This window comes from Halobacillus sp. AWM4_238 (genome assembly GCF_056158265.1).
The window spans coordinates 473,357-487,102 of sequence record NZ_JBSWSY010000002.1; the positions used below are offsets into that span (position 1 = coordinate 473,357).

The 13,746-nt window shown below is 40.8% G+C and carries 12 protein-coding genes; 5 read left to right on the forward strand and 7 right to left on the reverse strand.

Annotation, left to right across the window (positions count from 1 at the left end):
- The first annotated feature begins 135 nt into the window (after positions 1 to 135).
- Both ACXACN_RS02475 and ACXACN_RS02480 read left to right on the forward strand, forming a co-directional pair.
- Positions 136 to 3,291 (forward strand): efflux RND transporter permease subunit, encoded by a 3,156-nt coding sequence (locus ACXACN_RS02475; RefSeq protein WP_474962043.1) that lies wholly within the window; start codon positions 136 to 138, stop codon positions 3,289 to 3,291.
- 380 nt (positions 3,292 to 3,671) lie between these two features.
- Positions 3,672 to 4,064, forward strand: a complete 393-nt coding sequence (locus ACXACN_RS02480) for a hypothetical protein (RefSeq protein ID WP_474962044.1) — start codon at positions 3,672 to 3,674, stop codon at positions 4,062 to 4,064.
- 1,801 nt (positions 4,065 to 5,865) lie between these two features.
- Here the strand turns inward: ACXACN_RS02480 and ACXACN_RS02485 are convergent.
- From ACXACN_RS02485 to ACXACN_RS02505, 5 genes are all read right to left on the reverse strand, one after another.
- Complete coding sequence (locus ACXACN_RS02485; RefSeq protein ID WP_474962046.1) at positions 5,866 to 6,201, reverse strand: hypothetical protein; 336 nt, start codon at positions 6,199 to 6,201, stop codon at positions 5,866 to 5,868.
- A gap of 239 nt (positions 6,202 to 6,440) precedes the next feature.
- Positions 6,441 to 7,547: a GerAB/ArcD/ProY family transporter gene (locus ACXACN_RS02490; protein ID WP_474962047.1), complete on the reverse strand. Its 1,107-nt coding sequence runs from the start codon at positions 7,545 to 7,547 to the stop codon at positions 6,441 to 6,443.
- A gap of 15 nt (positions 7,548 to 7,562) precedes the next feature.
- Positions 7,563 to 7,808 carry a hypothetical protein gene (locus tag ACXACN_RS02495; RefSeq protein WP_474962048.1) on the reverse strand — a complete coding sequence of 82 codons (246 nt, stop codon included), beginning with the start codon at positions 7,806 to 7,808 and terminating at the stop codon, positions 7,563 to 7,565.
- 17 nt (positions 7,809 to 7,825) lie between these two features.
- On the reverse strand, positions 7,826 to 8,968 hold the full coding sequence (locus ACXACN_RS02500) for a Ger(x)C family spore germination protein (protein ID WP_474962049.1): 1,143 nt from the start codon (positions 8,966 to 8,968) through the stop codon (positions 7,826 to 7,828).
- A gap of 23 nt (positions 8,969 to 8,991) precedes the next feature.
- Positions 8,992 to 10,530, reverse strand: coding sequence for a spore germination protein (locus ACXACN_RS02505; RefSeq protein WP_474962051.1), 1,539 nt, complete (start codon positions 10,528 to 10,530; stop codon positions 8,992 to 8,994).
- Between the two features lie 380 nt (positions 10,531 to 10,910).
- On the opposite strand from ACXACN_RS02505, the gene ACXACN_RS02510 reads away from it, so the two are divergent.
- Entirely contained in the window at positions 10,911 to 11,306 is a 396-nt protein-coding gene (locus tag ACXACN_RS02510) for a GNAT family N-acetyltransferase (RefSeq protein WP_474962052.1), read from the forward strand.
- Positions 11,307 to 11,416: 110 nt separating this feature from the next.
- The gene (locus tag ACXACN_RS02515) at positions 11,417 to 11,794 is read left to right on the forward strand and encodes an iron chaperone (protein WP_474962054.1); all 378 of its coding nucleotides are present in this window, start codon (positions 11,417 to 11,419) and stop codon (positions 11,792 to 11,794) included.
- 92 nt (positions 11,795 to 11,886) lie between these two features.
- Here ACXACN_RS02515 and ACXACN_RS02520 read toward each other — a convergent pair whose 3' ends face one another.
- Together ACXACN_RS02520 and trxA are read right to left on the reverse strand one after the other, a co-directional pair.
- On the reverse strand, positions 11,887 to 12,057 hold the full coding sequence (locus tag ACXACN_RS02520) for a hypothetical protein (RefSeq protein ID WP_474962055.1): 171 nt from the start codon (positions 12,055 to 12,057) through the stop codon (positions 11,887 to 11,889).
- Positions 12,058 to 12,652: 595 nt separating this feature from the next.
- Entirely contained in the window at positions 12,653 to 12,967 is a 315-nt protein-coding gene (gene trxA / locus ACXACN_RS02525) for a thioredoxin (protein ID WP_474962057.1), read from the reverse strand.
- Positions 12,968 to 13,078: 111 nt separating this feature from the next.
- On the opposite strand from trxA, the gene ACXACN_RS02530 reads away from it, so the two are divergent.
- Positions 13,079 to 13,651, forward strand: coding sequence for a CGNR zinc finger domain-containing protein (locus ACXACN_RS02530; RefSeq protein ID WP_474962059.1), 573 nt, complete (start codon positions 13,079 to 13,081; stop codon positions 13,649 to 13,651).
- The last annotated feature ends 95 nt before the right edge of the window (positions 13,652 to 13,746 follow it).

Here is a 13,746-nt window from a genome sequence, read left to right on the forward strand (position 1 = left end):
TACAGCAAAGGATCTTGTTTGGAAGCAATTCAAGAACCTCAGATGGGGAATGTCTTTTTTTGATTTTGTTCATATTCAGTTCATAAAAGGCAGATATAGTAGCTGTAGAATATTTTGAAAGGGAGTCTGAACACAATGAATCGAGTTACTCAATTCAGCTTGAAAAATACAATAGCCATACTGATCTTAACCGTATTGGTTGTAGTCAGTGGGATCCTGGCTACGAATAAAATAAAAGTGGAAACCTTTCCGGATGTGACGTTTCCTGTTATGACGGTTCAGACCGTTTATCCGAACGCATCCACCGAGGATGTTGAGGAGAATGTCACGACGCCCATGGAGGAAGCGCTCCTGAACCTGGAGGGGTATGATTCCATTGCCAGCACCTCAAAAGAAAATATCTCGATCATAACGATTACCTATCCGTTTGGGGAAGACTTGGAAGAAGCGCAGTCTGCCATCGAGTCTGCGGTCAACGAAGTGTCGTTGCCTGATGATGCAGATCCGAATGTGGAGGCTATATCCACGAATTCAACGCCTATTTACCAGGCCGCATTATCAGCTGAGGATTTATCAAAACTTCAAGCGGATATGGATGATCGCATCGTCCCCGATCTTGAAAACATGGAAGGCGTATCGAGTGTCCAATTAACAGGGAAACAAGATACCACACTTCTCATCGAAGTGGATGAAGACGAAGCGGCTGCTTATGGACTTACACTCTCATCCATAAAAGAGGCGATCCAGCAATCGGAATACAAGCTGCCGACGGGTACGCTGGATCAAGAAGGAACCTCTATCCCTGTGGAAATTAAAGGCGACTTGCAAGACTTGGATGCTCTAAAAGAAATTGAAATTCCACTTACACAAGGTTCAGAAGGAGCAGCCGCACCTGGACAGAACGACTCTCCTGGGCCATCTCAAAACCAAGGAGCGTCCGGGCAGCAGGGCCCTGCTGCAGGTGGGCAAACACCAAAGGCTACAGCAGGTCCACAATCCGTTGTCCTTTCTGAGGTTGCAGAAGTGAAGAACGAAACCACTCGTTCTGAAATCTCCAGATTTAATGGAGAAGATAGTATCCTGCTTGAAGTCATCAAAACACAAGAAGCGAACACAGCTGAAGTTGCAGAAGAAGTAAAAACCTATTTAGACGAGACTGTAAATGAAAATGACTATGAACTGTATACGGTGTTAGACCAGGGAGAAGAAGTAAATAAGTCCATTTCAGCTCTTCTTAAAGAAGGTGGATTTGGAGCTCTGTTTACCGTCATCGTTATTTTGGTGTTCTTACGGAACATACGCGCGACGGTCATTGCTATTTTATCTTTACCGATTTCGATTTTCGGAACGATTGCTCTTCTGGAGCAGCTGGGGTACACGTTAAACATCATGACGCTCGGTGGTCTGGCTGTAGCGGTAGGACGAATCGTTGACGATAGTATCGTAGTGATTGAAAATATCTACAGGTGGAAGCAGCAATATCCAGAAATGAAGCAGCGCACACTCGTTTTTAAGGCGACGAAAGAAGTGATGGGCGCCATTGCATCGTCCACCATTGCCACCATCATCGTATTCTTACCGCTCATGTTCGTCAGCGGCATCTTAGGAGAATTCTTCAGACCCTTTAGTTTGGCTGTTGTATTCTCTGTATCGATCTCACTTCTTGTCGCTGTTATGCTTATTCCTGTTTTAGGGAAGTCCTTCTTTAAGAAAGTGAAGCATAGATCAGCAGAGAAAAAAGGGAACTCGTGGTATGAGCGTTTCTTACGAGGATCATTGAAGAGGAAATGGATCGTGTTCCTATCATCCATCTTATTATTGTTCGGATCCTTTTCACTGGTTCCCGCTTTGGGTGTTTCCTTCCTGCCTACTGAAGGGAGTGAAACATTTGAAGTTGAGGTGACGCTTCCGAAGAATGTGACCTTACAAGACACGAGTGAAGTGGCTGAGAAAATAGAAGCAGCACTTTCAGATGAAGAGAACATCAACTACAACCAAGTTTCGATCGGCTTTTCCAGCCAGCAGCAGATGCCTGGTACGGTAGCCAATACAACAGAGAATGTCGCCCGTTTCTTTATTGAATTGAATGAAGGTGTATCCATTGATGATGCTATGCCGATCTATGAAAAGCAGATCGCAGAGTTGGCACAGGACGAATATCAGGAAGCGACCATCAATGCGACAGAGATCCAGCAAGAAGGACCTCCATCAGGGAACAGCATCGACATCAATCTCTACAGTAATAATCTAGATCGTCTCGATCAAGCGTCTACTCAAATTGAGAAATTGTTGAAAGCAGACGATCGAGTGAAGAATATTACAAATGATATGGAAGATACCAAGACGAAGTATCAAATTGTATTGAATGAGGATGGAAAAGAATTAAAGGTAAGCCCATTCCAGTTCATGCAGCCGATTCAGGAACGTCTTCATCGTATGGATGGCGGAACCCTGACGCTTGATGATAAAGAATGGGAAATGGAATTAACCTTTGATGAACAGCTTCAATCTAAAGAGGACCTTGAGGACTTCACAGTGCAGACAATCGAAGGTGAAAAACGGTTAGCAGAAATTGCTTCCATTAACGAAGTGCAAGTGCCTGCCGCGATCAAGCACAAAGAAGGAGAAACAGCGAGCACAGTATCTGCAACCATTAAAGGGGAAGATACCGCGGAAGTTTCCAGTGCGATTCAAGAAGATGTAGACGCACTGTCATTACCTCATGATGTTGAGGTTGATTTATCAGGTGGACTTGAGATGATTACCGAAGGTTTCGCTGATCTCGGCTTAGCTATGGGAGTGGCTGTAGGCTTGGTATTCCTTGTCTTGAGTATCACCTTTGGCGGGATTATTACTCCGATGATCATTCTCTCATCTCTCATCTTTGTTCCGATCGGTTCTCTCGCAGGCTTGCTTATCGGCGGACAAACGTTATCCATGAGCGCGATGATCGGCATGCTGATGTTAATAGGAATCGTGGTAACCAATGCTGTAGTTTTACTAGACCGTGTTGAATCCAATCGTAGACAAGGGATCGAGCTAACCGAAGCTATTGTAGAAGCATCCAATACGCGGTTACGCCCGATACTCATGACAGCTCTTGCTACCATTCTTGCATTAACACCTCTTGCATTATCCAACTCGGCATCTGGTCTTATTTCTAAAGGTCTTGCGATTACGGTTATAGGTGGACTGACGACATCTACCTTGTTAACCCTGATCTTTGTGCCTGTATGTTATCAAGCGCTTGGTAAGTATCGCAGGATTGAAACGACGGAAGCGGATAAATAGGAAAAACGAGTGAGGGATTACATTCCTCACTCGTTTTTTTTTGGTGAAGCCTTACAGCTATCGTTTTGTGATAAGCCTAATTTGTTTTCTTATGGTTGAATAGGAAGCGTATAAAAAGAAACATCCCCAAAATCAAAAAATGTCCAAGTGGACCATTTCCTCAAGACTATGTTTTTAAACAAGGAAATTTACCGGTACATCAAACATAAATAGGAGCGAATTTGATGTGTGGGGGATGGTTTGAAATAATTAGAAATAGAGATGCTGAAGGACAATGGATTGAATCACTGTTTACCTTTTCTGGAATGTAGATGGAACTCATTTGAGGTTCATGCGATTCACTATTCATCTCATAGAATTTGAAGAGTTAGGAGCGTTTCATGAGGAAGTTCTTTTTGGGAATGGCATTCGTTTTTATCGTGCTCTTATGTATCGGTTGTTCAGAACGTGAACGGTACATAGTAGAAGGTGAGAGTGAGCATTGGGTAGCGAAGTTAAAAGTGACGGTAAATGAAGAAGGATTAACAGAAGATTTTGTGGTCAACTACAAAGGGGAGTTGGAGGAGTTAGCTGAGGTCAACCGTTTAGAATATGCTTATCAGACAGCTGCATCAAGTGGAAGGTCGGAAATTAATTTCAATGAGAACCCTCCTAGTAAAAAAACGTTCTCCCAACATGGTGGGAGTAGTCGCAATGCCTTTGATAGCACTCAAACGGTCGATGTAACGATAAAATGGGGGGAACATGAAGAAACAATAGCTCTAAAAGAATAAAGCAATTTCAAAGGGTGGAAGCACATATCCCTAGGTTAAATCAGATGGGGCTGTAATCGTTACCCTCACGGCCTTTGTTAAATTTATTAGTCAGCATTCAGGAGACGCCTCGTCCCGGTTTCTAACAAGTAAGAATCACAAATCCAGAAGAGGAAGGCAGGAATCATAGATAAAGGTCCCCAGAAACATCCACCTAGTAAATGAAACATAAGCGAAAAAAACCGATGCTTGACGGTGGTTTTATTGGCCTTTGATGTTAGGGAAGCCAAATAATCGCTCAGTGAAGACCATAAGGGTGCATACACAAATAATAATGGAGCACTAAATCCAATCCATCCTATTACGTCATTGTATGTAGTGGGAGTACTATAGAAAATGTAATAACTAACGATCAAATATAAGTGGATCGCAGAAAAAACAAGAAGACTGTTCATTATTTTTCTTATCCAAGTTTTTCGCAATAAGTTAACGTTCATAGAAATCCTCCGAGTTTTTTCTATCTAGTCCACTGTTCATCCTAATAATGCCGATTCGTGGGCACGGGCGAACATACGGCTTAGACGAAGATCAAGTCCATTTGAACAAGAAGTTAAGGTCCCTCCAATGCTAGATGGTATACCCAAAGTAAAAAACAGATGCAAGGAGAAAACTGGCGACTATTAAACTCTTAAGCAGCTTATGTATAGCTCCCTTTGATAACATGCCAAGGCATTCATATGTAATGGCAAATGATACGATGGAGATGATCATTTCATACCCGAAATGAAAAAAAGGGTCTATAAACACCCAAACGAACGTACAAATAGGCAAATATAAGCCTAGCTTAATGAAAAAACGTCCGATTTCCATTCGTTTCGCTATTCTATTTATTAGAAAAGATAACGGAAACAGAATCAGTAGGACTGTGAGAAACAAGCCTATATAAACCGTATGTATATTTTCTAATGAAAAATGGATATAAGGTCCTTGGAAATGACTCCCGAATGAGGGGATAAATCTTGGTATCAACATAAGGAATGCCAAATTCCAAACCACTAGAGTAGATAAAAAATTCCTCAAGCCCTACCCTCCTTAAAAATTACTTCTTTCGTATTATCTCGATGACTAGTCATTATGTAAAGGGCGTTGTTTTTTTGTCTAGTCCATTACTTGAAAGGAATTGATATCAGTAGTGAAAAGAAAGGGGGAGCTAGGCCCTGATTACAACCAGTGGATATTGGACCCTAGGATTAAAGATATAAAGTCATCATAGAGGATGCCCATCCGCCAGACTACATCCTGTTGGATTACCCGTTTTCATTTGAAAATGATAGACTAAAATAATTCATTGTATTATCGTTTTATATTGATCCGCCATTAGACATAGCTTGGAGAGACGAATGATTAGGGATTTACCTGATACGCCCCATAGAAATCCTAAATGATATAAACCTTAATTTGAAAATGGGAAGAGCTGCCTATTTAGAAATGGAAGCTACCATAAAAGCAGACGCAGGCTTTATCATAGCTGGTTCTCAGACTGTGTCCGAAATCGCAGAAGCCATCGATAACAAGGTAGGCTTTATGAGTGAGGGAGAATAACGATCATTATAAGTGACACATCCCCTGTCAAATGGAAGTGTACATATCAATTGATGCTGATGGTAGATTATCGAACTTGGAAAATCACGAGATATTTACGATCATATTTACTATAGGAAAGGGACCACTTATGAAGTGATCCCCAGACTTTGTTGTGATTCATATGGTCAATCAGTAAAGAAATGAAACCTAAACTACCATTCATAAGCATGAAAAATCGTTAATCCTTTTCGACTGCTCGATTTGCATTACTAATTTGCATAGGTTGTTCCTGCATTTGAAGACCTTTTTCGACACTTCCAACATCACATAAAGGAATAAAACTAGTTGTCCCAGGTACGAGTAAGTCATCAATTTCTAAGACATAATTTTCTAAACCTCTATATCTCCCTATAAAAATGCCGGCACTTTCTTCTCCGAAAAATGTGATCCCGATCGTATCACCACAACGGAATCGGCTTAAAATCGTTTTAGCTAGTCCAGTAATACAACAATTACATGTCACGTTATTATTATCATGAGGATTATAGCTTCCATAACAAGAGTTATTATTCATAATCATACACCTCCCCATTCATGATGTATTATTCTATGAACAGAAGATTAATCATGTATAGATTGATATCATAGTAAATGGACAATCATGGTCATTAAAATTGGAGAAGTGAAATTCCGTGGAACAATAGTACGCTTCGTTTGGCTGGTATCTTAGATGAAATCTAGGAGTATTTATAAGTGAATGCTTCTACAAGGTTCAATGTTTTAGCTCTTCACGCTCAGCTCTTACGCTTTCATCTAATTAGACTGCGTTCGTTCCTTTCCTCTTATTAAAGAGATCAGGACTAGAATGAGGAGTGGTAAAAAAGCTAGGAAAAACGAGGCGACCGGCTGCATCATGGACCCACTTTCTCCTAATTCAATCTCATGTTCAAACATCGTTACAGAAAATAAAGATACGATGAAAGCGATCAATAGTATAAAGCTTCGATCGTTTTCCATCCGTAACAATTGCGTCACGATCAAGTTTAAAACAAATAAAAACAGCGTGATTTTCATATAGGATCCGAGGATTAAGGCCATACCGAAAATAGACTCCATGCGTTGGAATACATCTCCAATATCGATCAGTCGTGATAATTGATAAATCGGAAATTTTTCACTTACCGCAAGCGGTCCTAAACTCATGAACGGCAGGACGATCGATGTGATGAGAACAATTCCATTAAACAACAAACCGATATACAACCATTTGGAAATCGCTTTCCTTGAATCTTTTCGTATGAATGGAAGGATCATAGAAAAATACATGATATCCATATAAGGGAATCCAAAGGTAATGTAGGCCCCGTGAAGAATCGGTTTCCAACTATCGTAAGCTATAGGGAGAATAGCCGCAGGTTCATATAAAGGAATAGAAAGGATGAAAATGAGGGCAACAATCAGGATGATTAAGTAGAACAAGGCCTCAAACATCCTTGCGATGACTTCAATGCCGGATCGAACCGTCAAGGCAGCGACAAAGAGGATGGACATATTGATCAAATAGGGTGGGGTTTCTCTCATCATAGCTGTCGTGAAAAAGTTCCCCATCCCGGTAACCATACTAGATAGAATCAGAAATAATAAGAATACAATCGGTAACATCACGACAACCGTACCCGTACTCCCGATAATTTCTCTCGAGTAATGAACGAGCGTCAAGGTCGGATACCTATGATAGAGGAATAAAACGAGAAAAAGAATGAGAAAACCAACCGCATTTCCTATGAAAAGGGATATCCAGGCGTCTTGTTTTGCAACGGCAAATAAAGGGTCTTGAATATTCAAAATCGAAGACCCTGTCATGTACGCCTGAAACAGAATAGCCATTTGAACAGTACTTATCGTTTGTACATTATTCATGGTTACCATCATCCTTTAGGAATTGCCGGATTGGAAATAATCAGTGAGAGAAGTCGTCAATTTCTGAAATGCTAAACCAAATAAGTCGTTCAAATTGAACCCCTCCAAGTTGAATCCAAAGAGAATACTGAGATAAATGGACAAGGATAATAGGATCATTAGCGGAAGGAGTTTAGAGTAGGTCAGCTTTCTCCAATTTTTGAATTCAAAGATGACGATCCCGCCAATTACGAGAAGGATGACCACGATTTTTTCGCTCATAGCTAATTTCTCCTGTTCTATTGAAGTTTTGTTCCTTGTGCATCGCCCGTGTGATGAACGGCTACTTTAGCTGATATGGAGAACGTTGCATCAGCGTAGTATTGGTTCCATTCTGATTTCAGTTTGCTCCAATCCTCTGGCTGTCTTTGGTGAATCTTCTTTCCAATTTCGAGCACATCCATTTGCTCTTCTTGAGAGAGAGAAATTAAATCCTCAGCTTCCTTTAAAATAGTAGTCTTCACTTTATTTGTAAATTTATCCATATCCTCGTTCTTTATGATGGTAGAACATTTAAGTTCTCCTACTACGCCATCCAAAGTAACATGCACATCAACATGAAGTTTTTCGTTTTTCCAACGTGGTTTGATATGAGATTGAGTATGTAGGATTTCCATAACTTCGTGATCATTTTCTTCAGACCCGCATGGAATATTCATGACTCCTTTTTTGAATTGGTTGTTCAAAATTAAAAGCATTTTCGTTTGCTTTTCGTCCAATGTCCCTTTCAGTTTTCCCTTTTGTATAATGAAGATGCCCTTTGCGAAAACAGACTTATCTTGCGATTCGCCCTTTTTTAACTTTGCCAACGTACCTAGTTCCACTTGGCTTTTCATTTGCTTTGCCACAGACCAGATGGTAGAGTCTATCGTTTCTGCTGAATTGAGTGAAGCGCCTTGGAGGACTTCGCTCAATTGTTGACTAATCGTGTTTTCAACATAAGGATCCAAATCCAGCAGATCCGATGCTTTTCCTTCAACCACGGCAACCCTTGTTAACAATTGGGGCTCGTGGTCACGAGTGAAATAATCAAGGACTTTCCCGAGGCTATGCTTTTCCAGAAATTCATCGGATACAAGGATAATCCCCATATGGCTCCACTGCGCTCTTCGTCCTAAGATGTTGGAGATCATTCGGACGGCATCGAAAATAGATTTCCCCTCGGTTTGGACATTGATATTTGTTTCCTGCTGATTTCCTTGAGAACCTATTTTCGGACTGGGGCGATAAAATTGTGTCGTTAGTAGAATGTTTCCATCCTCCCCGACATCAATGGCTAAAGATTGAACAAAAGAGAATTCAGGTAACTCTGTATTATCCCAGCATCCAGTGAGAACAAGAAGAAGGATGCAAAGGGAAGTGAATGTCTTGAAGTGAGCCAAAGAATTCCCTCCTTTCCATAATTTCATCGTTCCGGTCGCTTATGCAGATTTTTATTTCGCGGAGCCTTCAATAAATTCTTGAGTGGGGCACGAAAGATCGAATCTTTGATTGCGTCTATGCTAATGGGACTGAAGGTGCCTAGATAAGGCTGTCCGAGCGTTCGTAACGTGGACAAGTGCAAAAAAATCAACAGCAAGCCGATCATAATGCCAAACCCGCCTAGAAAAGAAGCCAGTATCATCATAGGAATACGCAGGATCCTTGCTGATGTACCAAATTCATATTGAGGGATGGAAAAGGATGCAATTCCTGTTAAAGCGATGGCAACCACCATGATAGGAGAAGCAATCCCTGCATTGATCGCTGCTTCTCCAATAATTAAGGCCCCGACAATACTTACAGCGGAACCAATGGGTCTCGGCAACCGCAGGCCAGCTTCCTGAAGAAGTTCAAAAAAGAAGACCAGGATGAGACCTTCTACTAAAGCAGGGTAGGGGATCCCTTCCCTCGTATCCAAAATCGCGATCAATAAGATTGTAGGAATCAGTTCAACATGAAAGGTGGATAATGCGATATATAGGCTGGGCAAGATTAAACTAATGAGGTAGGCATTTATTCTGATGATTCGAATCATCGATGAAAACACGGTTCTCAGGTAGTAATCCGCAGGTGATTGAAAGAACTCATGAAATAAACCAGGGCAGATGAGAAGAGACCCAGTTCCGTCTGCCATGATGACAATTTTCCCATCCAGGAGACCGGACACCGCCACGTCCGGCCGTTCTGTTGATCGATATTGGGGAAAGGGGGAGTAAGTAGAGTCCTCAATTAATTCAGCAATGAACGAAGTCTCTAAAATCTCTTCATCATTCAATGGATCGAGTCTATTCAAAAGGTCTTGTAGGGTGTTTGGGTCGACGGCTCCTTCTAAATAACACACGGCGATGCTCGTTTTGGTCATTTTTCCACACGTTTTTTTGATGACTTTAAAGTTCGCCGTCTTCAATCGGGTTCTTATTAATCCCAGGTTCTTGTCGAGCATTTCAGAAGTGCCTTCTCGAGAACCATTGATTGTGACTTCATTTTGAGGTTCTTGAATCGACCGTCTCTCAACCGAGGCAGCCTTGATGCCTATGCCTTTCTCCCAGTGATCAAAAAGAACGACAATATACCCATCCAAAACGCCCTTGACCGCTTCATCATACGTTTGATAAATCTCTACATAGTTGGAAGGAATGCCTCCCTCTTCGTAAAAGTGGATAAGATCTTTTATTCTTACCGATTCAGCTGTTCCCACTTCATGAGGGACCAGGTCTTGAACGATCTCTTTCAATTTGTTTTTCTTTTCTTCTTGAACTAATGATTCACAATAGATCAGTATGGATTTCTCATGATACCCTCTCCCAAATGCATAATTTTGGAATTTGATATCATCACTATCCGAAAAGATCTCAAGAAATCGATGATGTTTTCCTTCCAAACTCACATCGATTTGGTTTGAAGATCCACTCGAAAGTGTTTGATGAGTTGCGCCATCTTTTCCATTCTCAGAGTCTTTCATAGAATCCCTCTCTCGGAAGTCCCTCTTTTAGGATTAGTCTTCGATAAAAAGGGGAACCTTATGCAAATTCGACTCTGTATAAATTAAATAACCGAAGCACTGCCATCTCCCGTCTGATAACGGTTACAACCTATGTCATAGGCGTAATAGGATAAATTTGTAGAAGCACCTTTGGAATGAGATGATATAGATTATGAAGAGGCCTTTCATGCTGTAGAACCAGGCACTCAGATACTTTAAAGGTAAAGGAGCAGGTGTATTGAAGTTGCAATCTAGTGAGGAGGGACTTGCTCTTTCATTTAGCGAAAAGTCAGCACATTTCTTTCACCAAGAGAGTTGGACATAACCATGATGATTTAATGGGGGAGGTAAAAAAATAGATGGATTTATGGATTAGGAAAGCAGAGCAAAACGACTATGAATCCTTGCTTCCTTTATTCAGGCAGGTTCATGCCTTCCATGTAAAGGCACGGCCCGATTTGTATAGAGAGAATGCAACCCCAGTCGATAGAGAGCTCTTTAGAAGCCAAATAGAGGATAGCAAACAGCATATCTTTGTGGCTGTGATCGGCAATGACTTGGTCGGAGTTGTAGTGACAAAGGAAGAAGAAACACCGGTAAATTCCTTTGTTCATGCGAGAAAAGTATTGTTCATAAACAGTTTATCCGTGTCCGAGACCCATAGAGGAAAGGGGATCGGGAAGAAGCTTACGAATTACGTTTTTGATTTTGGGAGATTTCTCAAAGTGCACAGTGTTGAATTAGGAGTATCTTAGGAGAATACATCGGCAATACGATTTTATGAGTCCATGGGGATGACTACTAAAAGTAGAAAAATGGAGTTTAAATTGGGTGAATATCATGAGAATTTAGAGGAGGAACAGTGATGCAATATGAAGTGAATACTCCAGGAGAATATTTCGAAACGCTGGAAGATGACTGGAGAAAAGAAAAGTTATTGAAAATAAGAACCATTATTTTAGAAAATGGACCTGAGCTTGAGGAAGGGATTCAGTACAAAATGCTTTGCTATGGGGAGGACTCATACCATCTGTTTCATTTAAATGCACAGAAGTCTTACGTGAGTTTATATGTGGGGGATATAGAAAAAATTGACCCTAAGAAAGAGATGCTCGCCGGGTTGAACCTTGGTAAGGGCTGTGTGCGTATTAAAAAATCTGTGAATATCGATGATACCGGCCTGGAGACATTTGTGAAGAAAACGATCGAAACATGGAGAGCCGGGGAAGACACCTCTTGTTAAATTTCACCCTTTACGTATGATCGGGAACAACCATTTTCGTTAGGAAACTCTCCTATAGATCAGGGGCATGATCCGTTTGAAAAAGTGGAAGGCTATTCCACTTTTTCCACCCACCATTTTCTTTGAGGAGAAGTTAAATGTTCATTGAGTTGATTTTTTAACACGAGGGCTTCTTCATACTTGTTAAAATGTTTGGTAATCACGGAGCTTGAATTTTTCAAGGTTTCTTTTTCGTTATTTACGTGTCGAACGATCCTATACATGCTCTCTCTCCTATCAACCCATAAGTTAAGGTGATTATAACATGTAGAATAACGTTTAATTTTACCCTTTTATTAAAATTTTTAAACATTTATGTGTTTTTTTATTTACAGAAATCGACGAGACTTTCCTTCATCTCATGATGGATCACTATGGAAGAGCAACCCGCCCGCCGGGTCTGCCAGAAAGGATGTGGTGTGCATTTCCCCAACGGTTCCATTTTGGATGATTGCCATTCTTTACGCTTTCATTGGTTTTTCTATTTACTTGGGTGTTCGAAACATTTTAAAAAAACGCTTGGCCTTTTCTTCCATAGCTATGGTAATTCTTCTTCCCTTGTTTACTCTGTTGTTCATCCTTTCGAGTATAGGCAGAGGGGATCAAAATGAATGGGAGTACTTTGTTTATCGTTTGTTTAACTGGGACGAGGTGGCCTGGGTATGCTTAGGGATGATTTTCTATATCCTTTATTGTTGGTTTTTATTTTTTCGATATAAATATGGACAGTCAAGGCAATGAAAGGAAAAACTGCCCGGGTAGGACGGAAACGTCTACCCAGGCGGTTTTTTTATGCCAGAAGGCACCTATTATTTCAGATTAGGCATATTTCTCTGCAGTAGCTATAATTTCTTCTTTTGGCTTGACTCCGACAGATTGGTCAACGACTTGGCCATCCTTAAAGAATAATAATGTCGGAACGCTCATGACTCCATATTTTTGAGCGGTTTCAGGGTTTTGATCAACGTCAAGCTTTACTATTTTCATTTGCTCCCCTTTTTCCTCATCAATCTCTTCTAAAATAGGATCAATGATTTTACAAGGACCACACCATGGTGCGCCAAGGTCGGCAATGACCAGCCCTTCTTTTGTTTCCTGCTCAAATGTTTGATCAGATACCTTTTGAATTGCCATTGTATCTCTCCTTTTCACTATTATAACCACTAAAACTTAATTTAGTGGTTATAATATTACGGTATGTTATAATTGGCGTCAACAATTAGAGTTTAAGGTGGAGCGATGATCATGAATTTAGAGAAGAGTTATTCTTATTTTTCAGACTATCTATTTATGAATTTTCTCAATACAGTGAACAACAAAAAGGGTCAAATGACGGAGCTTCTCGCGGATGAAGTCATGGTTGAGAATTGGATGGACTTTATGGAAGAAAAAGAAATGTTGTCGTCCTATCAAGTGGAAAAAGTAAGAGAAGGATCGATACACGCAGCCGACCTTCAGGCCTTTAGGGATGAGATTCGTTCATATTTTATGGACCAGCGTTCGAGTAGTCATATCAAGGACCTGCTGGAACAAAAAATAAAAAAGGTCCCTCTGTATTTCAAAGTCTCCTCGAATTCCTTCCGTCCCATTCCTTATCAAGGGGGAGGAGAGGGATTGATTTCTTTACTTGCTTATTCCATTCTTGATGCCTATCGAACGGGTGTATGGTCCAAAGTGAAGAAATGTGAAAATTCATCCTGTGTGGCCTTGTTCATAGACAAAAAGGGGAAACGCAAATGGTGTTCGATGCGCGTTTGTGGAAATCGTGTAAAGGCGCAAAAGTATTACACTAAGAAACAAGGTTCATCTATGGAATAGGTGATGATGTATGGGAAGCGAAAGCCTTGGTAGTCATGTCGAAAGCGGGGATAACCTTGGCTGAGGGAAAGATATCGAACGCTGGTAGGGCTGAC

Coding starts and splice junctions, on each gene's coding strand:
- ACXACN_RS02520 (WP_474962055.1), bottom strand. CDS start 12,057: ATGTATAGGATCGTTCGACACGTAAATAACGAAAAAGAAACCTTGAAA.
- ACXACN_RS02530 (WP_474962059.1), top strand. CDS start 13,079: ATGAATTTAGAGAAGAGTTATTCTTATTTTTCAGACTATCTATTTATG.
- ACXACN_RS02510 (WP_474962052.1), top strand. CDS start 10,911: ATGGATTTATGGATTAGGAAAGCAGAGCAAAACGACTATGAATCCTTG.
- ACXACN_RS02475 (WP_474962043.1), top strand. CDS start 136: ATGAATCGAGTTACTCAATTCAGCTTGAAAAATACAATAGCCATACTG.
- ACXACN_RS02490 (WP_474962047.1), bottom strand. CDS start 7,547: ATGAATAATGTACAAACGATAAGTACTGTTCAAATGGCTATTCTGTTT.
- ACXACN_RS02480 (WP_474962044.1), top strand. CDS start 3,672: ATGAGGAAGTTCTTTTTGGGAATGGCATTCGTTTTTATCGTGCTCTTA.
- ACXACN_RS02495 (WP_474962048.1), bottom strand. CDS start 7,808: ATGAGCGAAAAAATCGTGGTCATCCTTCTCGTAATTGGCGGGATCGTC.
- trxA (WP_474962057.1), bottom strand. CDS start 12,967: ATGGCAATTCAAAAGGTATCTGATCAAACATTTGAGCAGGAAACAAAA.
- ACXACN_RS02505 (WP_474962051.1), bottom strand. CDS start 10,530: ATGAAAGACTCTGAGAATGGAAAAGATGGCGCAACTCATCAAACACTT.
- ACXACN_RS02515 (WP_474962054.1), top strand. CDS start 11,417: ATGCAATATGAAGTGAATACTCCAGGAGAATATTTCGAAACGCTGGAA.
- ACXACN_RS02485 (WP_474962046.1), bottom strand. CDS start 6,201: ATGAATAATAACTCTTGTTATGGAAGCTATAATCCTCATGATAATAAT.